The sequence below is a fragment of the Anaerolinea thermolimosa genome (genome assembly GCF_001050195.2).
Lineage (GTDB): Bacteria > Chloroflexota > Anaerolineae > Anaerolineales > Anaerolineaceae > Anaerolinea > Anaerolinea thermolimosa.
On sequence record NZ_DF967965.1, the window covers coordinates 428,597 to 454,493 of the forward strand.

At 55.5% G+C, this 25,897-nt stretch carries 26 protein-coding genes and 3 tRNA genes; 12 read left to right on the forward strand and 17 right to left on the reverse strand.

Features of this window, described 5'->3' with window-relative positions:
* The 4 genes from ATHL_RS19215 to ATHL_RS01990 form a co-directional block, all read right to left on the reverse strand.
* A partial coding sequence (locus tag ATHL_RS19215) for a GTP-binding protein (protein ID WP_236822386.1) occupies positions 1–84 on the reverse strand: 84 nt, incomplete at its 3' end.
* A gap of 61 nt (positions 85–145) precedes the next feature.
* Positions 146–218: transfer RNA gene (locus ATHL_RS01980), tRNA-Thr, on the reverse strand.
* A gap of 52 nt (positions 219–270) precedes the next feature.
* Positions 271–353: transfer RNA gene (locus tag ATHL_RS01985), tRNA-Tyr, on the reverse strand.
* 68 nt (positions 354–421) lie between these two features.
* Positions 422–497 (reverse strand) — tRNA-Thr (locus ATHL_RS01990).
* A 230-nt stretch (positions 498–727) separates the two neighbouring features.
* Here ATHL_RS01990 and ATHL_RS01995 point away from each other — a divergent pair.
* The 4 genes from ATHL_RS01995 to ATHL_RS02010 are packed head-to-tail and all read left to right on the forward strand — an operon-like array spanning position 728 to position 3,440.
* A complete protein-coding gene (locus ATHL_RS01995) occupies positions 728–1,375 on the forward strand; it encodes an MBL fold metallo-hydrolase (RefSeq protein WP_062189240.1) in 648 nt (215 codons plus the stop codon).
* A gap of 11 nt (positions 1,376–1,386) precedes the next feature.
* Entirely contained in the window at positions 1,387–1,689 is a 303-nt protein-coding gene (locus ATHL_RS02000) for a hypothetical protein (RefSeq protein ID WP_062189243.1), read from the forward strand.
* Positions 1,690–1,698: 9 nt separating this feature from the next.
* On the forward strand, positions 1,699–2,763 hold the full coding sequence (gene mutY, locus ATHL_RS02005) for an A/G-specific adenine glycosylase (protein ID WP_062189244.1): 1,065 nt from the start codon (positions 1,699–1,701) through the stop codon (positions 2,761–2,763).
* Positions 2,763–3,440: a protein-L-isoaspartate(D-aspartate) O-methyltransferase gene (locus ATHL_RS02010; RefSeq protein WP_062189246.1), complete on the forward strand. Its 678-nt coding sequence runs from the start codon at positions 2,763–2,765 to the stop codon at positions 3,438–3,440. Before mutY ends, ATHL_RS02010 begins: the two co-directional genes overlap by 1 nt.
* Positions 3,441–3,490: 50 nt before the next feature.
* On the opposite strand, the gene ATHL_RS02015 is transcribed toward ATHL_RS02010, so the two are convergent.
* The 7 genes from ATHL_RS02015 to ATHL_RS02040 all read right to left on the reverse strand — a co-directional run bounded on the left by ATHL_RS02015 (position 3,491) and on the right by ATHL_RS02040 (position 10,860).
* On the reverse strand, positions 3,491–5,137 hold the full coding sequence (locus ATHL_RS02015) for a ribonuclease J (RefSeq protein ID WP_062189328.1): 1,647 nt from the start codon (positions 5,135–5,137) through the stop codon (positions 3,491–3,493).
* 202 nt (positions 5,138–5,339) lie between these two features.
* Complete coding sequence (dnaA, locus tag ATHL_RS02020) at positions 5,340–6,677, reverse strand: chromosomal replication initiator protein DnaA (protein WP_062189248.1); 1,338 nt, start codon at positions 6,675–6,677, stop codon at positions 5,340–5,342.
* Positions 6,678–7,142: 465 nt separating this feature from the next.
* Complete coding sequence (locus tag ATHL_RS02025) at positions 7,143–8,438, reverse strand: NAD(P)/FAD-dependent oxidoreductase (RefSeq protein ID WP_062189250.1); 1,296 nt, start codon at positions 8,436–8,438, stop codon at positions 7,143–7,145.
* 34 nt (positions 8,439–8,472) lie between these two features.
* Positions 8,473–9,501, reverse strand: a complete 1,029-nt coding sequence (locus tag ATHL_RS02030; RefSeq protein WP_062189252.1) for a lysylphosphatidylglycerol synthase transmembrane domain-containing protein — start codon at positions 9,499–9,501, stop codon at positions 8,473–8,475.
* A complete protein-coding gene (locus ATHL_RS19470; RefSeq protein WP_272897326.1) occupies positions 9,501–9,635 on the reverse strand; it encodes a hypothetical protein in 135 nt (44 codons plus the stop codon). Before ATHL_RS19470 ends, ATHL_RS02030 begins: the two co-directional genes overlap by 1 nt.
* Before the next feature lie 67 nt (positions 9,636–9,702).
* Positions 9,703–10,023 (reverse strand): inorganic pyrophosphatase, encoded by a 321-nt coding sequence (locus ATHL_RS02035; protein WP_201797918.1) that lies wholly within the window; start codon positions 10,021–10,023, stop codon positions 9,703–9,705.
* Positions 10,024–10,026: 3 nt separating this feature from the next.
* Complete coding sequence (locus ATHL_RS02040; RefSeq protein ID WP_062189332.1) at positions 10,027–10,860, reverse strand: polyphosphate kinase 2 family protein; 834 nt, start codon at positions 10,858–10,860, stop codon at positions 10,027–10,029.
* Positions 10,861–11,004: 144 nt separating this feature from the next.
* On the opposite strand from ATHL_RS02040, the gene ATHL_RS02045 reads away from it, so the two are divergent.
* The 7 genes from ATHL_RS02045 (at position 11,005) to ATHL_RS02075 (ending at position 17,680) form a co-directional block, all read left to right on the forward strand.
* On the forward strand, positions 11,005–11,979 hold the full coding sequence (locus tag ATHL_RS02045; protein ID WP_062189254.1) for an acetylxylan esterase: 975 nt from the start codon (positions 11,005–11,007) through the stop codon (positions 11,977–11,979).
* Positions 11,980–11,998: 19 nt separating this feature from the next.
* On the forward strand, positions 11,999–13,495 hold the full coding sequence (gene xylB, locus ATHL_RS02050) for a xylulokinase (protein WP_062189256.1): 1,497 nt from the start codon (positions 11,999–12,001) through the stop codon (positions 13,493–13,495).
* 134 nt (positions 13,496–13,629) lie between these two features.
* Positions 13,630–14,148 (forward strand): CinA family protein, encoded by a 519-nt coding sequence (locus tag ATHL_RS02055; protein ID WP_062189257.1) that lies wholly within the window; start codon positions 13,630–13,632, stop codon positions 14,146–14,148.
* A complete protein-coding gene (locus tag ATHL_RS02060) occupies positions 14,145–14,381 on the forward strand; it encodes a hypothetical protein (RefSeq protein WP_062189259.1) in 237 nt (78 codons plus the stop codon). The genes ATHL_RS02055 and ATHL_RS02060 overlap by 4 nt, the downstream gene beginning before the upstream one ends.
* 3 nt (positions 14,382–14,384) lie before the next feature.
* Positions 14,385–15,617: an MGDG synthase family glycosyltransferase gene (locus ATHL_RS02065; RefSeq protein ID WP_062189261.1), complete on the forward strand. Its 1,233-nt coding sequence runs from the start codon at positions 14,385–14,387 to the stop codon at positions 15,615–15,617.
* Positions 15,614–16,336, forward strand: a complete 723-nt coding sequence (locus ATHL_RS02070; RefSeq protein WP_062189263.1) for a 5'-methylthioadenosine/S-adenosylhomocysteine nucleosidase family protein — start codon at positions 15,614–15,616, stop codon at positions 16,334–16,336. The genes ATHL_RS02065 and ATHL_RS02070 overlap by 4 nt, the downstream gene beginning before the upstream one ends.
* Positions 16,337–16,378: 42 nt before the next feature.
* A complete protein-coding gene (locus tag ATHL_RS02075) occupies positions 16,379–17,680 on the forward strand; it encodes a beta propeller repeat protein (RefSeq protein ID WP_062189265.1) in 1,302 nt (433 codons plus the stop codon).
* A gap of 14 nt (positions 17,681–17,694) precedes the next feature.
* On the opposite strand, the gene ATHL_RS02080 is transcribed toward ATHL_RS02075, so the two are convergent.
* The 5 genes from ATHL_RS02080 to ATHL_RS02100 all read right to left on the reverse strand — a co-directional run bounded on the left by ATHL_RS02080 (position 17,695) and on the right by ATHL_RS02100 (position 23,259).
* The gene (locus ATHL_RS02080; protein ID WP_062189267.1) at positions 17,695–18,855 is read right to left on the reverse strand and encodes a methionine--tRNA ligase; all 1,161 of its coding nucleotides are present in this window, start codon (positions 18,853–18,855) and stop codon (positions 17,695–17,697) included.
* A 60-nt stretch (positions 18,856–18,915) separates the two neighbouring features.
* On the reverse strand, positions 18,916–20,712 hold the full coding sequence (metG, locus tag ATHL_RS02085) for a methionine--tRNA ligase (RefSeq protein WP_062189269.1): 1,797 nt from the start codon (positions 20,710–20,712) through the stop codon (positions 18,916–18,918).
* A gap of 201 nt (positions 20,713–20,913) precedes the next feature.
* The gene (locus ATHL_RS02090; protein WP_062189271.1) at positions 20,914–21,441 is read right to left on the reverse strand and encodes a tetratricopeptide repeat protein; all 528 of its coding nucleotides are present in this window, start codon (positions 21,439–21,441) and stop codon (positions 20,914–20,916) included.
* 43 nt (positions 21,442–21,484) lie between these two features.
* Entirely contained in the window at positions 21,485–22,666 is a 1,182-nt protein-coding gene (locus tag ATHL_RS02095) for a sigma-70 family RNA polymerase sigma factor (RefSeq protein WP_062189273.1), read from the reverse strand.
* A 119-nt stretch (positions 22,667–22,785) separates the two neighbouring features.
* The gene (locus ATHL_RS02100) at positions 22,786–23,259 is read right to left on the reverse strand and encodes a YceD family protein (protein WP_062189275.1); all 474 of its coding nucleotides are present in this window, start codon (positions 23,257–23,259) and stop codon (positions 22,786–22,788) included.
* Positions 23,260–23,382: 123 nt separating this feature from the next.
* On the opposite strand from ATHL_RS02100, the gene rdgB reads away from it, so the two are divergent.
* Positions 23,383–23,979, forward strand: coding sequence for an RdgB/HAM1 family non-canonical purine NTP pyrophosphatase (rdgB, locus tag ATHL_RS02105; protein WP_062189277.1), 597 nt, complete (start codon positions 23,383–23,385; stop codon positions 23,977–23,979).
* A gap of 8 nt (positions 23,980–23,987) precedes the next feature.
* Here rdgB and ATHL_RS02110 read toward each other — a convergent pair whose 3' ends face one another.
* Positions 23,988–25,754, reverse strand: coding sequence for a GAF domain-containing sensor histidine kinase (locus ATHL_RS02110; protein ID WP_062189279.1), 1,767 nt, complete (start codon positions 25,752–25,754; stop codon positions 23,988–23,990).
* Between the last annotated feature and the right edge of the window lie 143 nt (positions 25,755–25,897).

Here is a 25,897-nt window from a genome sequence, read left to right on the forward strand (position 1 = left end):
CAGCGTCGTCTTCCCGTGGTCGATGTGCCCCATCGTCCCTACGTTCAGGTGCGGCTTCGTTCGCTCATACTTCTGCTTGGCCATGCGTTCATTCTCCTTCGATAGTTGATAACCAAGACGATGTTCTCGTATAAACGGCTCAAAGAGCCCCCAATGGGATTCGAACCCATGACCTTGCCCTTACCAAGGGCACGCTCTACCTACTGAGCTATGAGGGCTTGCCGTCTTTGACCCTTGCGGGTCATTCATTTTTAAGGCTTTACAGCCCTGTGGGCAGTGAAGGATTCGAACCTCCGAAGGCGTCTGCCAGCTGATTTACAGTCAGCCCCCTTTGGCCACTTGGGTAACTGCCCATTTGAGAACCGTTGCCGGTTCGAAAGCGAGGTCATTCTTCGAACCACCCCGCTTGCCAACCTGCAACTGGAGCCGACGACGGGAATCGAACCCGTAACCTACCACTTACAAGGCGGTTGCTCTGCCGATTGAGCTACGTCGGCGTAGAGATTGTTAAGGCTCATAAAGCGGTCAGATTATACCAAAGGTCATTCACTACGGCAAGGATTTTTGACCATACTCTCTTGATCTGATTATAACCGGGTTCTGCGCTGGCAGGCAACCTGGTTTCTGCGTGGGAATATGGGGAAAGATTCCCCGTCAGGTATGCCTCCGGTTGAGGCGTCAATGCCGGAATCATTCTGCGATATAATTACCTCACACTGGAGGTTTCATGGAAATTAACTGGTATGGGCATTCCTGCTTCCGATTAACCGAACGCGGAATGGCAACGGTGGTAACTGACCCTTACGATCACCGGGAAACCGGTTATGAGCCGCTCAAGCTGCGGGCTGATGTCGTGACGATCAGCCACGATCATCCATCCCATAACTTTGTGGATGGGGTCAAGGGCATGGAGCATGTGATCACCGGCCCGGGCGAATTTGAGATTGGCAATGTTTTCATAACCGGGATTCAGACCAATCATCGCAGTGGTAAAGAGGCTGAACCGCGCAATACGTTATATGTATTTGATTACAATGGCATTACTGTGGCTCATTTAGGAGATATTAACCACGTGCCTTCACAGTCTGAGGTGGAGGCTCTGGGGAGTGTGCATGTGGCGCTGGTGCCGGTGGGAGACGGAAAGAGCCTGAATGCTGCCAAGGCGGCAGAGGTGATCAGCCTGATCGAGCCGAGTTATGTGATCCCTATGCATTTTGGAACTCCGGCCTGTAAGGTGAAGCTGGACCCGGTATCCAAGTTTCTGAAGGAAATGGGGTTGAGCGACGTGGAGACACTCCCCTCCCTGAAAATAACGAGCACGGCAGGGTTGCCAGAGGAGACTCGGGTGGTGATTCTCGATTACCAGCACGGGTAAAGGAGCGCAGGATGGCTTATAAACTGATCATGACCTGGGATATTCTCCCGGAGCGGGAACAGGAGTATTTTGAATTCGTAGTGCGCGAGTTCATCCCCGGGGTTCAACGGCTTGGTTTTGAGTTGACCGATGCGTGGGCAACGATTTATGGAAGCCGCCCGCAGATCATGGTCGGAGCAACCCTGCCTTCCCTTTCACGTATTCAGCATGTGCTGGCGTCGGATGAATGGAAGCGGTTGAACAGCCAGCTGCAAGATTTTGTCCTCAATTACAGTCAGAAAGTGGTGGAAGCACAGGGGGGCTTCCAGTTTTAACAGACGACGATGATGAGCGAGGTCTCGCGGCGCCTGCTGGAGTGGTATGAGCGATCGGCACGCAGGTTGCCCTGGCGAGGGGAGCATGACCCTTACAGGGTGTGGGTATCAGAGGTCATGCTTCAGCAGACCCGTGTTGAAACGGTGATCCCTTATTATTTGCGCTGGATGGAGCGCTTCCCAACTTTACATTCTCTGGCTGAAGCTTCTCTGGAAGAGGTACTTAAAACCTGGGAGGGGCTGGGGTATTACCGCCGCGCGGTGAATATTCATCGGGCGGCGCGCCTTGTGGTTGACAAGTACGGCGGTCAGCTTCCCAGAGATTGCTCCACACTTCAAAAGTTACCAGGAATTGGTACATATTCCGCCGCCGCCATTGCTTCGATTGCTTTTGGACAGGACGAACTCGCGCTCGATGGAAACGTCCGGCGGGTGGTTTCGCGGGTGTTCAATGTGCGTGAAGCACTGGATACAACCATTGGTGAGCGCACGGTTGGGGAACTGGCCCGGGCTCATCTTCCCCCGGGGCGGGCGGGAGAGTACAACCAGGCCTGGATGGACCTGGGTACAGCGATTTGTACTCCCAAAAAACCCGACTGCCCGCTCTGCCCGTTAGGGGAAATATGTGAGGCCAGAGCTCTGGGGGTACAGGAGCAACGACCGGTAACCCGCGGGAGGCGGCCTATTCCGCAGGTTACAGTTGCCGCCGGGGTGCTTCACCGTGATGGGCTGGTGCTGATCGCCCGCCGCCCTGAAGGAGGGTTACTGGGCGGGCTGTGGGAGTTCCCTGGCGGAAAGCAGGAGGGCGAAGAAAGTCTGAGTGAGTGTTTACAACGCGAGCTTTTTGAAGAGCTGGGGGTTAAAATAGAGGTAGGCGAAAAGCTGGGCGTTTTTAAACATGCCTACACTCACTTTCGGGTCACCCTGCACGCCTTTGCCTGCCGGATTTTAGAAGGAGAACCTTGCCCACTGCAACCCAGTGAACTACGCTGGGTAAGGTTATCTCAACTGGGGGAGTACCCCATGGGGAAGATTGACCGTCAGCTGGCCCGGTTACTTCAAGGGGGTGGGTGATGGAGGAGGATGAATTCAGGCTTGAGCGAGAGGCGATGGTACGTGAGCAGATCGAAAGGCGCGGCATCCGTGATAAGCGGGTGCTGGAAGCGCTGCGAAACGTGCCCCGCCATCTTTTTGTTCCACCGGAAGAACGCCGTTATGCATATCATGATGGACCGCTTCCGATTGGAGAGGGGCAGACGATCTCACAGCCGTATATTGTGGCGGTGATGACCGAATTACTCGAATTGCAAGGTGATGAGAATGTGCTGGAAATTGGCACCGGTTCGGGGTATCAGGCGGCGGTGCTGGGGCGGCTGGTGCGCACGGTGCACACAGTAGAGCGGTACGCGCGCCTGGCACAGCGGGCTGAGGAAATCTTACGCAGCCAGGGGATTAATAATGTGTTTGTGCACGTCGGAGATGGGTCACTGGGGTGGCCGGCTCATGCTCCGTATCATGCCATTGTAGTTACTGCGGCCGCCCCGGTTGTTCCTCCGGCACTGCTCGATCAACTGCTGCCGGGGGGACGGCTGGTGATCCCCATTGGAGGACCTGAAGGGCAGATGCTGGAACGCTGGGTGCGCAAGGCGGATCATCTTGAACGAGAAGTGCTTTTTGCAGTTGCTTTTGTGCCTCTGCGCGGGGCTGCTGGCTGGAGCGAAGGCGAGTGGTCACGCATGGGAGATTTTTAAATACAAAAACCCTCACCGGATTCAGGGTGAGGGTTGTGGTAACCGTTCTCTCAGATCGATCGCGAAATATTGACAAAGACCATGGGGCGGCGGCGGGTTTCTTTGTATAAAAACTCCCGCAGTGTGTCTTCCACCACCCGGCGTACGTTTCCGTTCGCGCGGCTGGCCGCCTGAATGATCTCGCGGCGGGCACTGGCCAGAAGCTCATCACTCTCTCGCGAGAGGATAAAGCCCTTGGTGATGATCTCAGGTTCGTAAACCACTGCATTAAAATCACGGGTGAGCGTCAGGTTCACCAGCACAATGCCGTCGCGTGAGAGCGCTTCACGCTCACGCATAACATCTGGATCGACATCGCCCACGCCGGAGCCGTCTACGAAGACGTACTGGGCAGGAACCTGTTCGCCAGTGAGGCGCATCTTCCCATCGAGGAATTCGATGACCTGGCCATTCTGGATGATCTGGATATTTTCTTCAGGAATGCCCACCTGCCGGGCAAGGCGTGCATGTTGATAAAGCTGGCGAAGTTCGCCGTGAATGGGGAGGACATAGCGAGGACGGGTAAGGTGGATGAGCAGTTTCATCTCTTCCTGGCTGGCATGCCCTGATACGTGCACCGGTGCAATGGTTTCGTAGATCACATTGGCTCCGAGCTGGAAGAGCCGGTTAATCACCCGGTAAACGCTTTCTTCGTTTCCAGGGATGGGATGGGACGAAAGCACCACGGTATCACCGGGGATGATATCGAACAGACGATTTGTACCCATCGAAAGCCGCCCCAGGATGGAGGTGGGTTCACCCTGCGAACCCGTGCACATGATGACGACCTGCTCCCTGGGCATGTTCAGTGCCTGTTCGATAGGAACCACCAGGTTTTCGGGAAAGTCGAGATAGCCAAGTTTAACGGCCATCTTCATGTTATCGATCATGCTGGTGCCCACGAAAGCCAGCTTGCGCTTGTGTTTGCTGGCCGCGTTGGCCACCTGTTGCATGCGTGAGATCAAAGAAGCAAAGCTGGCCAGGATAATGCGCCCCGACGCGTTGGTAAAGACGTCTTCAAAAGCGGCGTCGATCGTCTTTTCAGAGGGTGTCCATCCCGGGCGTTCGGCATTGGTGGAGTCGGCCAGCAAGGCGAGGACTCCCTTCTGCGAGAAACTGGCCAGGCGGGCGTAATCGGAGGGCTTTCCGTCAACGGGGGTGTGATCAAATTTGTAATCACCCGAATGCACGATTAACCCTGCCGGGGTATGGATGCCCAGCCCCACACCATCGGGAATGGAATGGCAGACGTGGAAAAATTCCACCTCGAACGGGCCGATGGACACAGTATCTCCGGCCTGCACGGTATGTAAATTGGCCTTACTGCCCAGTCCATTACGCCCCAGCTTTACTTCCAGAAGGCCCCGGGTGAGGGGGGTAGCGTAAATGGGGGCGTTTACCTCATTCAGCAGGTGATGAATGGCTCCGATGTGGTCTTCATGACCGTGGGTAATGACAATACCGCGTACTTTGCTGCGGTTCTGGCTCAGGTAGGTCAGATCGGGGATGATGTAGTCAATCCCCAGCATGTCATTTTCGGGGAACATTAAACCCGCATCAACGACGAGGATCTCGTCGTTGTATTCATAGACCATCATATTTCTACCTACTTCCCCTAATCCCCCCAGGGGAATGATCCGTAATGGCTTCGAACTCATATTAACAATAACCTCTTCTATTGTTCGGGGCAGTGCCCCGGCATAAAAAAAGCCCTGGCCTGAATTCAGCCAGGGCACGAATGACCCAAGAAATGCTCCAAAACAAAAGTTTCAGATCACCGGTTGCCCGGCCTTACGGAGATGATTGTAACACAGAGAAAAGGAAAAGTCAAAGTTTCGCATCCCGGGGTGATTGGCAGGGCTAGACCATGCTGACACTGCGCCCGTAAAGCCGCTCACGGATCTGGATTACCTGACGGCGCAGACGGTCATCGCGTTCGATCATATCGGCGATTTTTTCGCAGGCATACATGACGGTGGTGTGATCCCGTCCGCCGAGGGCCTCGCCAATCTGTGGAAGCGAGGCGTTGGCCTCTTCGCGCATCAGATACATGGCCACCTGGCGTGGGAGGGCGACGTCGCGTGAACGGCCCCGCCCGCACATATCATCGATGGAAATGCCAAACTCACTGGCAACCGCGCGGATGACCTGGTCGGTATCCAGGTTGTTGCGCTGGGGGAGGAGATCGGCCAGTGCCGTTTGTACGAGCTGGGTGGAGAGGGGCATACCTGATAGCTCCGAAAAGGCCAGCACCCGGGTCAATGCGCCTTCCAGTTCGCGGATATTGGATTGAACAAGGCGGGCAATCGTTTCCAGGATAGGGGCGGGCACGTCTTTGCCCGTGCGTTCGGCCTTTGAACGCAGGATGGCCAGGCGGGTTTCCAGGTCTGGTGGCTGGATATCGGCTGTCAGGCCCCACTCAAAACGCGAGCGCAGCCGTTCTTCAAGGGTGACGAGCGCTTTGGGAGGACGGTCTGAGGTGATGACGATTTGTTTTTCCTGGCCATGCAGGGTGTTGAAGGTATGGAAGAACTCTTCCTGGGTGGACTCCTTCCCGGCGATGAACTGGATGTCATCAATCAGCAGAACATCGATGCGGCGATACCGATCGCGGAAGGCGGGGGTGTTGTGAGTGCGGATGGAATTAATGAGATCGTTGGTGAATTCTTCCGAGGAGACGTAGAGAATCTGCAATCCACGTTGATGGGCGGCATTGCCGATGGCATGAAGGAGGTGAGTCTTTCCGAGCCCGACGCCTCCGTAAAGGAAAAGCGGGTTGTAGGCTTTGGCGGGGTTATCGGCAACGGCCATACAGGCGGCGTGGGCCAGCCGGTTGCTGGCGCCCACCACGAAATTGTCGAAGGTGTAACGCGGGTTAATGGTGAAGTTATGGGCTGGCGAAGAGGGGTTTTCCGCTTCAACCATGGAAGGTTCGGCCTCGGTTTCTTCTTCATGGTGGTGCACTACGAAACGAACCGATTGAGGAGATCCCATCAACCCGGTAAGCAGCCGGGACACGGTGCTGGAGAGGCGGCTTTCTAACCAGTCTCTGGCATAGGCATTCTGGACGCCAATGGTGAAGGTGCCTTCCCCGTACTGGAGGATTTGCGTATCGCGCACCCAGGTATCAAAAGATGCTTTGGGCATTTCCATTTGAAGCTGTCCAAGTGTTGCCTGCCATGCCTGGTGAGGGTTCATAGCGGTCCTCCTTGATGGATGAAAGTGGTCTTAATCGATCGCAGACAACAGGGCACAGAAACCCGCTGCCTCTGGTTCGCAGCGGGAGGTTCCCCCAAATGTGTACACCTGTTTATCTTGCTGGTGAAGGAAGGCGGTGGTTGGCCTTCGTGGATCGATCTAAAGAGTATTCTAACAAAAACCTCAGGATGAAACAAGTCGAGAACCCTACGCCAGTTTAAAAAGTTCACGGTTTTTAAGATGAGTAACCTTAAAAAATGATAACCCATTTACAACACTGTCCCTTCCCCATCAACCGTGCAGGGTATCCATATCTGTGGTTGGCAGCTCAGCAGAGTCCCTATATATGGGGGGTTGGCGAGAAATCCCGGGGTGGCATCATAGATATAGCCAGCTATGTGAAAAAAAGCCAAAATAAGCTTTGGCTTTTTTTCGTAGAGTCAGGCTCGGAAAATTGCATCACAGCTACACGCCCTTTAACATGAGGGCTGCAGCTTTCCGTCCGATTTCAATGGCAAAATTCGTTCCCCGGTCCCAGGGGTAGACCTGACTCATGCTGGCGAAAAAGAGGCCATGAATGGGGGTCTGGATGGGAGGGATGTTTCTGGAATGGTTGACCAGCGGGATCGGCTGGGCATAGGAAGTGCGCCAGAGCCAGCTTTTGATGAGCCAATCGGGCCGGAAGCCAGGATTAAAACGCTGCAACGCCGGCAGAAAACGCTGAAGGAGTTCTTCCTGAGAAAGGCGGAAATATTCGTGGTCGGGGTCGAGGTAATCTCCGATGTACACGATGTGCTCACCGCCAAAGTTCTCCGGGCTGACGAAATTGGTGTGCTCCACCAGCGCCAGGAACGGGAACCCGGCGGATTTGGGCAGGTTGAACCAGTAATACCCCTCGGTGGAGAGCTGGTGGCGTAAGGATAACACCATCACCACTGCTCCCATACTTTTCAGGTTCAACAGACCCTTCAGGTATTCATCGGGCAGGGAAGGGGTCAGCCGGGCCATGAGAGCAGGAGAGGTGGTTGAAAGACAGGCATCGAAGGTCTGTTCTCCATGCTCGAAGGTGAGGGTGATCTTTCCTTCAGGGGTGGGTGAAGTTTGCCTCACAGGGGTGTTCAGGTGAATTTCGATCCCTCTGGTGCGAAGGTACTGGGCAAAAAGGTCACAGAAGGCCTGGAATCCGCCTTCGAAGGTGGCCAGGCGGGTTGTCCTTGCTTTAAGCCGCGCCCACATCCAGGCCATGTTGACCTCTTCGTAGTGAGGGCCAAACTTGCCTACGAGGAGCGGTTCAAAGAGGGTGTTATAAATGCTTTCGCCGTACCAGGTACGCATCCAGTCGTGAGCGCGGGCCTTTTCCAGGGTTTGCCAGCGGGAGAGGAAACGCAGGTAAGCCGTTACCAGCCCGAAGCGAATCATCCCCAGTGGAAAACGAAACCCGGGAAAGGTGATAGCTGCTAACGGGCTATCCAGCGGGTAGAAACGCCCGTTGAAGTAGGCGACGGTTCGGGGTCGGGGCACCACCACGCGATCTCTGAGGCCCAGCTCATCCAGCAGAGAAAATACCCAGCGGTCGGTCAAAAACCAGTGGTGATAAAACCGTTCCACCGACCAATTCCAGTGAGGCTCTTTAAATCCGGCGGCCAGCCCGCCTACATAATCGGCGGATTCGAAAACCGATACCCGGTGTCCGGCTTTGTTCAGGTCGAGCGCGGCAGAAAGCCCGGCCAGGCCTGCTCCAATGATGGCGTAGTGTTTCATGAAGAGAAAGCCCCTTTCATGGTGGATGTGGTTTTCATGGGTTTGCCGATGTTGCACCCCGGGTAGATATTTCAAGTTGTTTCCCCCATCTCAGCGGTTGGCGCAGGTAGTAATAAGCGCCGAGTAAAGTGATGGGGAACCACAAAGCCGCATGAAGGACAAGGGTATAACCGGCGGCGATCTCCGGCGGGACAGCGTAAGCTACCAGAACAGCGATGCCCGGTGCGTCGAAGGTGCCCACGTAGCCCGGAGCGGATGGCAGAGTGGTGGCGAGGTTAACAATGCCATTCATGAGCATCAGACCGAAGAAGCTCACCTCGAAGGAAAAGGCATGCATGACGAACCAGTATTTGGCAGTTTCTAACAGCCAGATGATCACGGTGGTGATAAAAATCATCAGGGCTTCCAGAGGCGAGCGGAGTGACTCGAGGCCGGAGAGAAACCGCAAAGTGAGGTCGCGGGTTTTTTCTCGTAATCGAGCCGGGAGGATGGGGAGAATACGGTCGAGCAGGCGCTCGGTGACGTGCGGAAACATAGCCGCCAGCAGGAAAACAAGCAGCGCCCCGAAGAATGCCAGTGAACCGACCAGTGCCAGGGTGCGGATATCCATCCTGCCGATGACCCCCGAATTATGGGTCAGGCGGGCCAGCTCAGGAAGGTTGATAAATACGAATCCCAGCATCACCACGCCATCGAAGATGCGTTCCACGATGACCGTGGCCAGAGATGCCGAGACCGGCACCCCTTCCCGCTGTTTGAGGATAACCGCCCGCAGAATCTCTCCGGCACGTGCCGGATAGATGTTGTTGCCCATGTACCCGATGGTAACGATGGGAAACATGGTGGCGGTGGGGATTTTCTTCAACGGTCGCAGCATGTAGTGCCAGCGCCAGCTTCGCACCCATACCCCTACAAAATAGACCGCTACCCCCGGGATGAGCCAGAGATAGCGAGCCGATTGCATGATCTGCCAGACCTCAGAGAGCTTGAGGCCCCGCAGTGACAGGTAAATGAAAACGGCGCTGATGATCAGCCCGGCCCAGAATTGCCAGCGCTTGAGCATTAGAAGCGAACCAGGGAAAGCACCATCGCCAGGATCAACAAGACCGACAGGCCCATGAAAATCAACTGGTTTCGGCGCATAATACGCTGGTCACGGCTGAGCTTGGTCTTCCCGCTTTTCGATTGCTGTGCCATTTTCTTACTCCTTGACAGATTTCGCGCTTATTGTACTCGAATTTCGCAACAGCACAGGGGTGAACCATTATTCTTGAAATGCCGTCAGGGTGAGGATTTCTTCATCGGTGAAATTCTGCCCTTCCTTTGCCAGCACCAGTTTGTCGTCCTTGTCATCCAGGCGGTGGATGACGGCAATGCAAACCCCGAGGAATTCATGGAGAGGGTAATCAATCCCCAGCACATAGGCGTCAAGGTCTTCGCCATCAGGGGCGGGCACACCGGGTACGTACCCGTAATTCACCGGGTAGGTGAACCCGTGCTGCGGGTGTTGTGAACCAAGCGGACGATCGATTACAACCTTTACCGATTGACCGATCCAGGTGCGCAGTATGCTGGTCTCTGGCACGGCTTAGCCTGACCGATCTTCTTGAGATAACTGCCGCCGAAATTCGGCTATCTCCTGGGCTGAGAAGGGGGCCGGCAGGCGGATTTCAAGGTTTTGGAGGGTTTCAACCAGCAGGGTGCTGATCACCAGGTCACGATACCACTTTTTGTTTGCCGGAACGACATACCAGGGTGCCCATGGAGTGCTGGTTTTCTCAAGCACATCTTCGTAGGCTTTCATGTACTCTTTCCACAGAGCGCGTTCCTTGAGGTCTCCGGCATTAAACTTCCAGTTTTTTTCGGGCTTTTCCAGGCGCTCAAGCAGGCGTTCTTTCTGTTCCTGAGGATCAATGTGGAGGAAAAATTTGAGGATGGTCGTCCCTTCGTCAGTGAGGAGGCGTTCGAAGGCGTTGATTTGCTCATAGCGCTTCTTCCACACAGCCTCAGGGACAAGGCTGTGCACCCGGACTACCAGTACATCCTCGTAGTGACTGCGGTTAAAGATGACAATCTCTCCACGAGCCGGGGTTTGCTGATGCACCCGCCAGAGATAATCGTGGTCAAGCTCTACGGGTGTGGGCACCTTAAAGCTGGCCACGCGCACTCCCTGTGGATTGACACCCTCGAAGACACGTCGGATCACACCGTCCTTTCCGCTGGTGTCCATACCCTGCAATACCACAAGCACCCTGTGCTTATGCTCGGCATAAAGGCTTTCTTGCAGGGCTTCCAGCTGACGATTCAACTGAAGCAGGCTTTGCTCGGCGTTCTCCTTGCCGCCGGGGGCATAGCGGGTTTCGGCGGGATCAAAATCATCCAGGTTGACCTTTTTGTCAAGGTCGATACGATAGGTGTGCATGGGGTAATGCCTTTCTGTGGGAAGAGCTAAACCCATTATACTCCTCGTGAAAGGGGGCGGAACGCAGTGGGATAGCGAGAGGACGTTACCCTTTGTGAGGCTTTCTGGATATAATGATTTCATCAATCACCTCAGGAGTGTTCTATGGCTTTCTTTGATTTTCCTTTTGACCAGCTGGTTACCTACAAGCCGCCGCGCGGTGAGCCGGCGGATTTCGATGCCTTCTGGCAGTCCACGCTTGCTGAAGCCCGTCAGAAGCCGCTGAATCCGCGCTTCACCCTGTACCCGATGGGTTTAAAAGTTTTGGAGGTGTTCGATGTCACTTATGCCGGATACGGCGGACAGGATATCAAAGGCTGGTTGATTGTACCGGCCCGGCGGGAGAAGCCATTGCCCTGTGTGGTCGAGTATATTGGCTACGGCGGGGGAAGGGGTTCTCCGCTGAACTGGCTCACCTGGCCGTCAGCCGGTTATGCCACTCTGGTGATGGATACCCGCGGACAGGGGAGCTCCTGGCAACCCGGCGATACCCCTGATCCTGAACCTGATGGGAGCAATCCGCAACATCCTGGCTTTATGACACGCGGTGTGCTCCATCCGAAAACTTATTATTACCGGCGGGTCTTTGTAGATGCCGTGCGTGCGATTGAGGCGGCGCAAAGCTTCGAAGGGGTTGATCCTGAGCGTATTGCGGTCACTGGTGGAAGCCAGGGAGGCGGGATTACGCTGGCGGCGGCGGGGCTTTCGGCAGCGGTTAAGGCCGCGATGCCCGATGTGCCTTTCCTCTGTCATTACCGGCGCGCCACGCAAATTGTGGATACACACCCCTATGCGGAAATTGCCAATTTCTGCAAGGTGCATCGGGATAAGGTGGAGCAAGTCTTCCAGACTCTGGCGTATTTCGACGGTATGAGCTTCGCGGCCAGAGCCACAGCCCCGGCGTTGTTCTCCGTTGGATTAATGGATACCATTTGCCCGCCCTCTACAGTTTATGCGGCGTACAACCATTACGCCGGCCCAAAGGAAATTCGGGTGTATGAATACAATAACCATGAAGGCGGCGGTGTGTATCAGACGGAGGCAAAATTGAAGTTCCTCCAGAATCTCTGGCCGGTGTAGGATTAGGAGGAGGTGTTGCATGGAAGTTTTCCTTGGAATTGATGTCTCCACCACAGGAGTCAAGGCATTGCTGGTTGGACGAGATGGCAGTGTAGTGGGCAGTGCCACTACCGAGCAACCGCTCTTCACGCCGCATCCTTTATGGAGTGAGCAAAATCCTGAAGACTGGTGGAAGGGGGCTGTCCAGAGCATCCGTGAGGTGTTACGCAGTACGGGGGTTTCGGGGGCCGATGTGGTGGGGATTGGCCTTACCGGCCAGATGCACGGCCTCACTCTGCTGGATGAGGCGGGTCAGGTATTAAGACCGGCCATTCTCTGGAATGATCAGCGCACCGGACCTCAGTGTGATGAAATCCGCGCCAGGCTGGGACGGGAGCGGCTCATCCAAATCACCGGCAACGATGCGCTCACTGGCTTTACAGCACCGAAGATCCTCTGGGTGCAGGAAAATGAACCTGAGGTCTATCGAAAAATCAGGCACATTTTACTGCCTAAAGATTATGTGCGCTATCGGTTGATCGGAGAATTTGCGGTAGACCGCGCTGATGGGTCGGGAACGATTCTTTTTGACCTGCACCATCGGGACTGGTCGCCCGAGATGCTGGCCGCCTTAGGCATCTCACTGGACTGGTTGCCCAAAACGTATGAAGGCCCCGAGGTGACTGGCAGAATTACGGCTGAAGCCGCACAGCTGACCGGTCTCCGAGAGGGAACCCCTGTTTGCGCAGGTGGAGGCGATCAGGCGGCTCAGGCGGTGGGTGTGGGGGCAGTACGGCCCGGGATCGTGGCCCTCACCCTGGGAACTTCAGGGGTGGTGTTTGCCACTACAGACCAGGCCTATATTGAGAAGGAAGGGCGCCTTCACGCATTCTGCCATGCGGTGCCCGGGCGCTGGCATCTGATGGGGGTGATGCTTTCGGCGGCAGGGAGTCTGCGCTGGTACCATGATACCTTTACCCCCGATCTTTCGTATGATGCGCTTATTGCTCCGGCAGGAGATGTGCCTGCCGGTGCAGAAGGATTGCTCTTCTTGCCTTATCTCACCGGAGAGCGCACCCCGCACCCCGATCCGCTGGCGCGCGGGGCGTTTGCCGGGTTGACCATCCGGCATGGAATGGCTCACATGACTCGTGCGGTTCTGGAAGGGGTGGCGTTTGGCCTGCGGGATAGTTTTGAGTTAATGCGCTCAGCCGGGCTGACCCAGATTGAACAGGTGAGAGTCTCTGGAGGAGGGGCCCGAAGCCCCATCTGGCGGCAAATTTTAGCGGATGTGTTCAATGTTGAGCTTGTAACGGTCAATACCACCGAAGGGGCTGCGTATGGCGCGGCCCTGCTGGCGGGGGTGGGGGTTGGCGTCTGGCCGAGTGTGGATGCGGCATGTGCCGCCACTGTGCGCTCGACCGGTGCAACTCACCCACGGGCCGAACAGGTAAAACGGTATGAGAAAATTTACCCGCTTTACCGCCAGCTTTACCCGACATTGAAGGAGCTTACGCATCAATTGAGCAGCGTTTAGGTGGCTCGTTGGTTGTTCTGGTCTCCATCGCGGTACAGCCCGGGATATCCCGGGCTGTTTGACTGGAAAAGGCTGGCTTGAGAGGACGTAAAAACGGAGCTTCGCAAATCGTTCAAATCTACTACAATAAGGATATGGAAGATCATTATGCTCTTGCTACACAGGTTGGAGAGGCGTTGCGCCGACGCCGCCTGAAACTGATAACGGCAGAATCATGCACAGGTGGGTTGATCGGAGACTGGATTACCGATGTGCCGGGCTCATCCGATTACTACCTGGGGGGTGTGGTGGCATATTCTTATGCGGCGAAAATCAGCCTGCTTGGGGTGCCGCCAGGGTTACTGGCCCAGTTTGGTGCGGTGAGCGAAGAGGCTGTACGTGAAATGGCGCGCGGGGCTCAGCGGCTATTGACAGGCGAGTATCCAATCTCTGAGGTGGTAGCGCTGGCAGTAAGCGGGATTGCCGGGCCGGGTGGGGGCATGCCCGATAAACCGGTGGGGCTGGTGTGGATTGCCCTGTGTGCTCCGGATTTTGAGCAGGCTTACCGGTTCATCTGGAGCGGAAACCGGTTGGAGAACAAGGCGCAATCGGCGCATGAAGCCCTGCGGTTATTGCTGGAATATTTAGAAGGAACACCCCGGGAGAAGGCATGAAATGGCCCGTGGAGGAAATCCTGGTGCATTGGGAAGGGGATGGCTCCATTACTCCCCGGTGGTTTACTGTTCGCGGAGATAAGATTCAGGTCGATTCTACCGGCCGCTCCTGGCGCGATGCGGAAGGGTATCACGTCCTTTGCATGACACACACCGGAGCGGTTTACGAACTGGTGTTAACTCCCGTAGCCGCATGGGAAGCACGTTTTCCAAGAGAAATGAAGAAAGGGTAGTCGATGGATCAAGAAAAGAAGCGGATATTAATCCTGACCGCCGATGCCGGTTTTGGGCATCGCAGTGCCGCCAATGCCATTGCGGCAGCGCTTTCTGATCATTATCGAGACCAGGTGGACGTGGATGTGGTCAACCCGCTGGAGGATCGGCGGACGCCTTTCTTTCTGAGAGAAGCACAGTCCGATTACGATAAACTGGTGCGCAGCGTTCCAGAGCTGTATCGCTTCGGGTATGATGCCAGTGATACCACCGTTACCAGTGCGATTGTTGAAAGCGCCCTGACCGTGTTGCTTTATGAAGTGATGCGCGATGTGGTGCGTTATTACCGGCCGGATGTGATCGTCACCACTTACCCTCTCTACCAGGCGCCGCTGGGGGCGGTGTTCACAATGTTAAACCGTGATATACCCCTTCTCACCGTGGTCACCGATCTGGCTACGGTGCATCGCATTTGGTTCAACCGGAATGTGGACTACTGCCTGGTGCCTACCGAAATCGTCCGTGATCTGGCCATCCATTATGGCCTTTCGGAAGAGCAGGTGAAGGTGACGGGAATACCGGTCAACCCGGAACTTGCGCGCGAACAGCGTTCTGTCTCGGAGATTCGTCGTGAACTGGGCTGGCGTGAGGATTTAATCACGGTTCTGGCTGTAGGGAGCAAACGGGTAGACCGGTTGATGGATACTTTGAATGTACTCAACCATTTTGGTCATCCTCTGCAACTGGCGGTGGTTACTGGAAAGGACGTGGAAACCTACCGCGAACTCCAGCAGGTTGAGTGGCATATTCCGGTTCATTTATATGAATTTGCCAGCAATGTTCCGGTGATGATGCGTGCAGCAGATGGTCTGATTTGCAAGGCAGGGGGACTGATTATCACGGAGGCACTGGCGGCGGGTTGCCCGATGATGCTGATCGATGTTATCCCTGGTCAGGAAACAGGGAACGCCGAATATGTGGTTGACGCGGGAGCGGGTGATCTGGCACGGAGTGATATCGAGGTGCTGGAAGTGTTTGCGCACTGGATGTTAGACGGGCAGAAACTCCTCCGGCAACGCGCCGCCAGGGCGGCAGCGTTAGGAAAACCTCTGGCAGCGTATGAAGTGGCGGGATTGGCTTATGAGTGTGCGATCCGCGGAGCCTCATTGCACCATCGTATGTTCAGCCGGCGTACATTGATCGACCTGTTCAACCGTAACCAGATCCGCTGGGGAGATACCCGCGATCTTAAATGACGACAGATCTCGTGAAACCGGTGCTGGTATTCATTTCGGCTCATGCGGAGTGGAAGGTGGTTAAGGCCATCTACTCACCGGGGCGGCTGGAACAAACTCCCTTCGGTGAATGGTTCACGGCAAGCGTGGCCGGGAAGGATTGTCTGTTCGTGCAGGGAGGGTGGGGCAAAATTTCGGCGGCGGCTTCTACCCAGTATGCCATCGACCGCTGGCAGCCGGAATGGATGATTAATCTGGGAACGTGCGGGGGCTTTGCGGGCTGTGTGGAGCGAGGAACCATAATCCTTGTGGAACGCACCCTGGTCTATGATATTCTTGAACAGATGAGCGACCCGGAAGAAGCGCTGAAACATTACAGCACCACTCTGGATTTACACTGGTTGCGTGAACCTTTACCTCATCCGGTGTGGCGGGGAGTGCTGGTTTCTGCCGATCGTGATCTTCTCCCGGCTGATCTTCCCTGGTTAAGAGAACGGTTTGGGGCGGTGGCCGCGGACTGGGAGAGCGGTGCGATTGCGTGGGTAGCGGCGCGGAATCACCGCCGATGTTTAATCCTTCGGGGAGTGAGTGACCTGGTCTCGGCCCAGGGCGGCGAGGCTTATGGTGCTCCGGAGGTTTTTCATACCGGTACAGAATCGGTGATGCGCGCGCTGGTAGCTGGACTGCCTGCCTGGCTTCGCTGTATGGAGGGTGAGGCAGAAGCACACAGCCCTGTGTGAGAAGAAGGGGAACCGCCGGACGGCGGCGGACGTCTATTTGAAATGAAAAGAATCCCTTTTATCCCTTCTTTTTGTATTCTCCTTGCCCTGCTACTGGCCGGATGCAACCTGCCGGAAACCGGCAGGGCCCTGCCGACTGAAACCCTTACGGCCATTCCGGTACAGACGGCTATTCCTCCTTCGCCAACTGCTCTGCCCGTGCTCTCTCCAGCGGTCACCCTGACCGTCAACCCTGCTGATGTTTCTGCAAAGCAACAGGTTGAGGTGAACCTAACTCGCATCGTCATGCTGGACCTCCAAACAGGTTGGGCTACCGGCGTGGTTGACCATGAAAAAGGGGAAGAGGTTTTACGTACCCGGGATGGGGGCGATACCTGGGAGGTAGTGACGCCGGCGCGGGCTTTGCGAGGGGCCGAAGTGCGGGCGGTCGCATTTTTTAAGGACGCACAGCATGCCTGGGTGGCCTTTACCCTGCCCCCGTACACTAATGACCAGCCGGTATTCATCTGGCGCACAACGGATGGGGGAGACACCTGGGAGGGGTCTGCCCTGCAGATGAGTAACCTGATGATGGAATTCTTCGCCGTAGGGCAGATTGGTTTTCTGGATGAGCTGCACGGCTGGCTTCTGGCTCATCTGGGAGCGGGTATGAGCCATGATTATGTTGCTCTGCTGACTACCTCAGATGGTGGGGCCAGCTGGCGTTACGTGGTTGATCCGGAAAAGAACAATTTGCCCATGTCCTGTTATAAGGACAGCGCCTGGTTCCTGAACAAACAGACGGGGTTTGTAGCTGGCACCTGCGGTGGGGTCATTTATGGGCTATATTTCTACAGTACATCTGATGGCGGTGAGACCTGGAACCCGGTGAACCTGCCTGCGCCGGCTGAAATGCCCGATGCCTTTACCAGCCAGGCGGTGATCTGTCTGGGACAGAATCTGCAGGGGAGCAGTTCCGCCTTGAAAATACTGGTACGCTGTTACAGCCCAGATGCGGGCAAAGACTTCCGCTGGCTCTATGTGACCAACGACGGTGGCCTGAGCTGGAAGCCCATGCTCCTCCCCGGCTCGTGGGGTGAGCTGGCTTTTCAGGGAGAAACCCTCGGCTGGTATTTTGCCCAGCCAGCTTCCGACCAGACTGCCGGAACGAAAGTGTACCTCACCCGCGATGGTGGGCAAACGTGGCGGCAAATCTCTACAGTAAACTGGAACGGCCAGGCCACCTTTGTCGATGAGAAGCATGGCTGGGTAGTGGCCATGACTCCGGAAGGTGAATCGGCTCTGGTGCACACCCGGGATGGCGGCGTGACCTGGGAGCTGTTGCACCCGGTGGCCTGGCGTTGAAAGGGTCGGAGGAATCAGGCGGGTCGGCCCAGGCGGGAACGCTCCTCTTCGACGATGGAGGGGTCGAGCTTTTTGAACAATGGCTGCGGCTGGACAAGCGTACGCCCGGCTTCCAGGGAAGAAGGCTCCCAACGTCCGCTGGCATTGGCCGGGTAGTAACGAAGGCCTTTGTGAGAGCCTAACTCGTCCTGAATTTCTTCCACTCCCTGCTGGCCAAACAAGGGTTTCTCATAACCGAAATAGGCGTGTAATTTTTCGCTGCTATGCGGCAGGAAGGGTGCCAGCAAAATGGAGAGATTATCGATGCAACGCAGGGCGGTGTACACGGAGCGGGCCGCGGCCTGGCGATCGGTTTTGATCGTCTTCCACGGCGCAGTTTGATCGAGATAACGATTCACTTCGGTGGCCAGGCGCATGGCTTCTCCCAGGGCGTTGCGCAGATGTACAGCTTCCAGTTCGGCACCGACGGTGGCAAATCCACCTTCTACTACCCGGATGATTTCTTCATCCTGCGGGGTGAGGGGGCCGGGATCGGGAACGCGGCCCTCAAAGTTGCGCACGGCAAAAGAAAGCACCCGGTTGGCCAGGTTGCCCCATGTGCCTACCAGTTCATCGTTGTTGCGGTGTAGAAAATCTTCCCAGTCCCAGTCGGTATCGCGGTATTCCGGCATGGTCACCGTGAGGTAATAGCGCAGAGGGTCAGGATCGTAACGTGAAAGAAAATCGCGTCCCCAGACGGCCCAGTTGCGGCTGCCAGAAATTTTCTGCCCTTCCAGATTCATAAATTGATTGGCCGGCACATCGTAAGGGAGGGTCAGGCGTTTTCCGCTCTCGCCGGTAAAGAGTTCCATGAACTGCTCCCCGGCTCCCATCAGCTCGGCAGGCCACATGGCGGTATGGAAGAAGATGTTGTCCTTTCCGATGAAATAGAAGGATCGGGCGGCGGGATTGGTCCACCAGTCCTGCCAGGCGTCTTTCTGGCCGGTGATGGCGGCCCACTCGATAGCCGCGCTGAGATAACCGATGACGGCCTCGAACCATACGTAAAGCTTTTTACCATCCCACCCTTCAACGGGCACAGGAATGCCCCAGTCGAGATCACGGGTAATGGGGCGGGGTTTCAGACCTTCGCTTTCAATCTGGCCGAGAGCCTGTCCGACCACCGTTTCACGCAATGGCGGCGTGACCTGGGAGCTGTTGCACCCGGTGGCCTGGCGTTGAAAGGGTCGGAGGAATCAGGCGGGTCGGCCCAGGCGGGAACGCTCCTCTTCGACGATGGAGGGGTCGAGCTTTTTGAACAATGGCTGCGGCTGGACAAGCGTACGCCCGGCTTCCAGGGAAGAAGGCTCCCAACGTCCGCTGGCATTGGCCGGGTAGTAACGAAGGCCTTTGTGAGAGCCTAACTCGTCCTGAATTTCTTCCACTCCCTGCTGGCCAAACAAGGGTTTCTCATAACCGAAATAGGCGTGTAATTTTTCGCTGCTATGCGGCAGGAAGGGTGCCAGCAAAATGGAGAGATTATCGATGCAACGCAGGGCGGTGTACACGGAGCGGGCCGCGGCCTGGCGATCGGTTTTGATCGTCTTCCACGGCGCAGTTTGATCGAGATAACGATTCACTTCGGTGGCCAGGCGCATGGCTTCTCCCAGGGCGTTGCGCAGATGTACAGCTTCCAGTTCGGCACCGACGGTGGCAAATCCACCTTCTACTACCCGGATGATTTCTTCATCCTGCGGGGTGAGGGGGCCGGGATCGGGAACGCGGCCCTCAAAGTTGCGCACGGCAAAAGAAAGCACCCGGTTGGCCAGGTTGCCCCATGTGCCTACCAGTTCATCGTTGTTGCGGTGTAGAAAATCTTCCCAGTCCCAGTCGGTATCGCGGTATTCCGGCATGGTCACCGTGAGGTAATAGCGCAGAGGGTCAGGATCGTAACGTGAAAGAAAATCGCGTCCCCAGACGGCCCAGTTGCGGCTGCCAGAAATTTTCTGCCCTTCCAGATTCATAAATTGATTGGCCGGCACATCGTAAGGGAGGGTCAGGCGTTTTCCGCTCTCGCCGGTAAAGAGTTCCATGAACTGCTCCCCGGCTCCCATCAGCTCGGCAGGCCACATGGCGGTATGGAAGAAGATGTTGTCCTTTCCGATGAAATAGAAGGATCGGGCGGCGGGATTGGTCCACCAGTCCTGCCAGGCGTCTTTCTGGCCGGTGATGGCGGCCCACTCGATAGCCGCGCTGAGATAACCGATGACGGCCTCGAACCATACGTAAAGCTTTTTACCATCCCACCCTTCAACGGGCACAGGAATGCCCCAGTCGAGATCACGGGTAATGGGGCGGGGTTTCAGACCTTCGCTTTCAATCTGGCCGAGAGCCTGTCCGACCACCGTTTCACGCATATAGTGCTGCCGTTCTTTTAGAAAAGCGACCACTTCCGGCTCTAATTTGGAGAGGTCCATATAGAAATGTTCGGTCTCGCGTAATTCGGGGGTGGATCCATCCACTTTGGAACGAGGGTTGATGAGTTTCTCCGGCTCGAGGACATTCCCGCATCGGTCGCACTGATCGCTGCGTGCCCCTTCGAAGCCGCAAATGTAGCAGGTGCCTTCCACGTAACGGTCGGGGAGAAAACGCCCGGCAGAAGGAGAATACCACTGGGGGCGGGTTTCGGTATACAGAAAACCATTTTTAAGCAGTGCCAGGAAGATTGTCTGAGAGACTTTAAAATGGTTGGCGGTGTGGGTGGAGGTAAACAGGTCGTAGTGAATCCCCAGCTGTTGAAAGAGATCAAGGAACCCTTCATGAAAACGCTTATATACCTGTTCTACCGGCAGGCCTTCGCTATCGGCACGGAGGGTTACCGGTGTGCCGTGCGAGTCGGTGCCTGAAACCATGAGCACACGGTTGCCTTTCAGGCGATGATAACGGGCAACAATATCTCCCGGCAGATGAGAGCCGGTGATGTTCCCTACATGGATTTCGGCGTTTGCATAAGGCCACGCGATGGCAATCAGGATATTTTCTGGAGCGGTCATGTCGAAACCTCGAAGGATGATAGGATTAATAGAAAGCCGGCTGGCTTTCCGCCAGCCGGGCTGAATGACATGGAATTCAGAAACCCTGACGTGGCGGTGAGAAGAACCTCCCGCGCATGCTCAACATCGACATGCTCATCATCAGGCGTTTCATGGTTACGGTTTTCCTGGCCTCAATCATAGCATAGACCGCCCGGAAATTCAATCTTTGAAGAGGTTCAGGATGGATTGAAGGAAGGCCACTCCCTGCGGTGTGGTAACCAGAAGAACAATGACCACAAGGATGCCGATCACAGCCAGGATGAGTAAAAAGAAAAGGGTATCATTTTCAAACCATCCCCGTGGAGAAGCAGGGGCACTCTCGGGCTCAGATTCATCTTCGGGGAGCAGGTTGGAGATTGCATCGGCCAGCGGGGGTTCGGATGAGGGTTCTGCAGGAAGAGACTCCAGTTCGACAAGGTCTTCGCTAAAGAAAGGAGGAACCCCGGAAGTCGGCTCAGGCACTTCAACGTTCCGCAGGGCTTCGATGGCTTCGGGGTCATACGGATTGAGGCGCAAGACGTGCTCGTAACATTCCTTAACCTCGCGCGGATCATCCAGTGCGTGGGCCAGTAAACGCCAGGCGGCAATGTTATCAATATCCCGGCGGAGGATGGCTTCCAGTTCACGAACTGCCTCTTCACGCTGCCCCTGTTCGAGCAGGGTGATGGCCATGGATAAGTCGGACATGCTCCCCCCTTTCTGGCTGGTAAAATGTGTGCCAGCCGTTCCTTTATAAGTAATCCTTGAGTTGGCGGGCGCGGCGAGGGTGACGCAATCGACGGAGGGCCTTGCTCTCAATTTGCCGAATACGTTCGCGGGTGAGGCCAAATTTCTGGCCAACCTCTTCCAGGGTATAGGCCCGGCCATTCTCCAGCCCAAAGCGTAAGCGTAAAATGCGGGCCTCGCGTGGGGGAAGGGTTTCCAACACTTCCTGTACCTTCTCACGGAGCAGGCTGGAGTAGGTACTCTGAATGGGGGAAGGGGTCACCTGATCTTCGACGAACATGCCCAGTTCAGAGTCTTCTTCATCGTCATTGATGGGGCTTTCGAGCGAGAGGGGAAGCCAGCTGACGCGCAACATCCAATCCACTTTGTTGGGTTTGATGCCAATCGCGGCGGCGAGCTCGTCGTTGGTTGGGGTGCGGCCCAGCTTTTGCTCCATCTCATGTGTGGTGCGGTATAGCTGGCGGATGCGATCTACCATGTGTACCGGCACACGGATGGTGCGTCCCTGGTCGGCAATGGAGCGGGTGATAGTCTGGCGAATCCACCAGGTAGCATAGGTGGAGAAGCGAAAACCGCGCTGGTATTCGTATTTTTCTACGGCTTTCATCAACCCGAGGTTGCCTTCTTGAATGAGATCGAGGAAGGGCACGCCCCGGCCGATGTAGCGTTTGGCAATGCTGACGACAAGGCGGGTATTGGCTTTGATCAGATGTTCCCGTGCAGCCAGCCCATCGTTAATCAGGTTTTCAAGCTCCATTCTGCGCGCCGGGGAGGTGTTCCCGTTAGAGCGGGATAATTCCTTACGTGCTGTCCGCCCTCTTTCAATGCGCTGGGCCAATTCCAGCTCTTCTTCGCTTGAGAGAAGAGGCACCCGAGACATTTCTTTGAGATAAAGCCCAACAGTATCGTCACTGGAAATGCGACTGAGATCCATTGGAGGGCTTAGCTCGCCGGTGATATTGTCATCGATCTCATCCAGAATAGGGTCGCTCTCATCGTGGTCGAGGATATCTACCCCACGCCGGCGCAGGGCCATAAGAATAGCCTCAAAGCGTTCTCGATCATCGGTGACGTTGGGGCAGATCTCCATGAGATCTTCCGTGGTTAAATAACCCTGAATATCTGCTTTTTCGAGGAGCATATTCAGGATTTCGGTATTGCGTTTATGCCTTCCCGGATTCGTCACGCGCACCCTCCTGATATGACAGATTCCGGTAGATCGTAATCGTTTCCGGTCTATCAATAAGTTGATCGTTCACATAACCCATCAAGAAAAGAACCAGAGAACCAATGCGGTGCAACGGGCTAATCAGTCACGCGAACACTGTGTTCGCAAATTCCAAGGTTGAGATTTTGACCGCACTCCGGGCACAGGCCCAGGCAGTCGGGTCGGCAGAGTGGAGAAATAGGGATTTCGATGAGTAAATATTCCCGCGCCAGCGATTCGAGGTCAATGTTTCCGTCTTCACGTAAAACCAGGTTGGATTCGGTCGTTGAGCGCCGGTTGAAGGCATACAATTCACTGAACTCACAGTGCAATTCCTGCGCAAATTCCTCAAGACAACGCACACATTCTACAGTATGGAAAGCCAGAAAGTCACTCTGGACTAAAATTCCCTGTGGGGTACGATTGACCCGCACCATCCCCGTGAAGCGGGTAAAATATTCATCTTCCAGGCGGATTTGAGGATAATCGAAGTGGATATCTCGGCTATAACCGATGGGAGCATTAAGGAGAAACCCAACATTGATGCGCAGTGGATGACGCGGAATGTTCACAGTAATAGAATCTATCGGGTAGAATACAATGAGATGTTGTCATTATAGCACGTCAGTTCGGACAAGTCAAGTTTATATGAATAATGTCATAAATATTAACATTGGTGTTCAAAGGATGGGGCGATGCAGGTTTTAATTGCTTCGGGTAATCCCGGAAAATTGCGTGAAATTCAAGAAATTCTTGCCGATGAATCTTTTCACTGGTTATTACCGCAAGACCTTGGTCTGGATTTGAAGGTTGTGGAAGATGGGCAAACCTATGCAGAAAACGCCGTTAAAAAGGCACTGGCCTACTGGCGCGCTTCGGGCCTGGTAACTCTGGCGGATGACTCAGGGTTAGAAGTGGATGTTTTAGGAGGAGCTCCCGGGTTGCATTCGGCACGTTATTCTCCACTGCCCGGTGCAACGGATGCTGACCGCCGGGCGTTGCTCCTCGCCAACCTGCGCGGGTTTCCCCGGCCATGGCGGGCGCACTTCCATTGCACGGTGGCCATTGCCGGGCCAGACGGAACACTGTATCTGACGGAAGGAGACTGCCCGGGAGAGATCGTTCCTGAAGAACGAGGAACCAATGGCTTTGGTTACGACCCCATTTTTCTTTTACCAGAACGCGGCCTCACGATGGCCGAGTTAAGCAGCGCTGAGAAAAACCAGATCAGCCACCGCGCGCTGGCTGTGCGGGCGGCTTTACCGATTCTCCGGCGTCTAGGCGGTGGGTAAGGTTGTGCTTATTTAGGGGCTCTCTGATGCAGACGGTCGAGTGCGGCCTCGGTAAGAGGAATGTAGACACGGATGCGTGTGCCCTTACCGGGGGCCGAGTCTACTTTTAGCAATCCATTGATGAGGTCTGCCCTTTCCTGCAGGTTGATCATTCCCAGGCTACCGCGCTGTTCATAATTACCCATGACTGCGGCCACATCAAATCCGCGCCCATTGTCGCTGATTTCCAGGCCAGCCATGGAGCGGTCGCCGGTGATGAATTTCAATAAAACCTGGATGCGGGTAGCTTCGGCGTGCTTCCGTGCGTTGTTGACCGCCTCTTCGACCAGGTAAAACACCACCGTTTGTTGATTCGGGTCCAGAGCGGCCACCACTGCGGGGTCAACATCCAGGATGACGTTTTGCTGGTATACGTCGCGCATTTTTTCTGCCATGGTTTGCAGGGCGGCGATGAGCCCCTCGCTTTCAAGCACCAGAGGGCGAAGGGTGAAGAGCATGTGTCGAATTTCCTGCGTGGTGCGCCGGGCAAGTTCTTCGATCTTTGCCAGCTCTTCCATGGCCGAGCGCGGGCTTTGTTCAAACATGCGGCGGGCGATGCTGAGGCGCATGGCAATGGCAGAGATCGATTGCGTTGGGCCATCATGCAGATCTCGGGCGAGTTTTTTCTGCGCTTCTTCCTGAGACTGTACAATGCGCTCTTTTTCTTCAGCGAGATCCTGGAAGAGTCTCGCATTCTGGATGGCGATGACGGCCTGGTTAGAGATGGTTAACAACCATTCGACTTTTTCTTCGTCGAAGAAGGTGGGGGAAGGATGGGCATAGAGGAGCACGCCGTAGGCATTCATTCCACGGATCAACGGGAGCACCAGCACTGACCGGCAGGAATGCAGGGCGATGAGCTTGCACAGCTCCGGATCATTGCAGGTATCGCTGACCACAAGGCGATGCTCACCGGAACGAAGTGCTTCTCCGAGGATGCCGCTCTGGGCCGGGAGCGGAACGTTCTGGTCGCGGGCAGGGAAGCCCCTGCCGACGATGTAGCGCAGGTGAGAGTGGTCGAAGAGGAAAAAGGCCGCGAGCAACGAATCGCTGTCTTCCGGAGAAAGCGCCATGGTTGAAACGGATGAATTAAGAGCAGCCTCGAGTGCGGTTTTGTAATTCAGAGTGGCGCTGAATGTAGCGATCATATCGAAGAGAGCTTTCATGCGTTCGCGCTCTCGCATTTGGATGCGCTGTTCGTGTTCGCGGCGGTTTTGCACCAGGTTGCGGTATGTATCGCGCAAGCGCCGAATCAAAGGCAGGCTGAGCAGCCCCATGGTCAGCCCTACCGATAGATTGATCCCGGTGAGGATAGCCAGTGGCTGAGGCGCGAATAAGGCCGGCTCCAGAAAGTACACCGTGGCACCTTCCAGCAGGGTGATGAGTACGGCGGCAAGCGATGCCCCCCGGATTTCGTAGAAAATGGAAGCGGGAGCAATACTCAGTACCCCTGCCCATTGTGCCGGCCCGCTGAGATTCCCGCTGACCACAAAAATCATCAGAGAAAAAAGAAGATCAGCCCCAAAGTTGATGGCTCGATGGGCATTCATGCGGCGGTTAAAGGCAGCCAAAACCGTCATCACCAGATTCCAGAGGGTGGGGAGGGCCAGGGCAACCATGGCGGGTGCATTGAGGTGGCGGGTAGAAACGAGTAAAACCGCCAGGCTGAGCACGATCAACCAGCGGTAGGTGATGGCAAACCAGTCCGCTAAAAACGGAAACTCACTTGATTTCACAGGCTCCATCTTAATAGGGGCAGGGCGCCAATACAATACCAGTAGAAAAGTTGTGGGTGAATTGTAATTTTTAACCGGGGAATCGGTGAGTTGTCGTAAGGAAGGCTTCCGTGTACAATACGCGTGGGATTCATCCTGAGAGG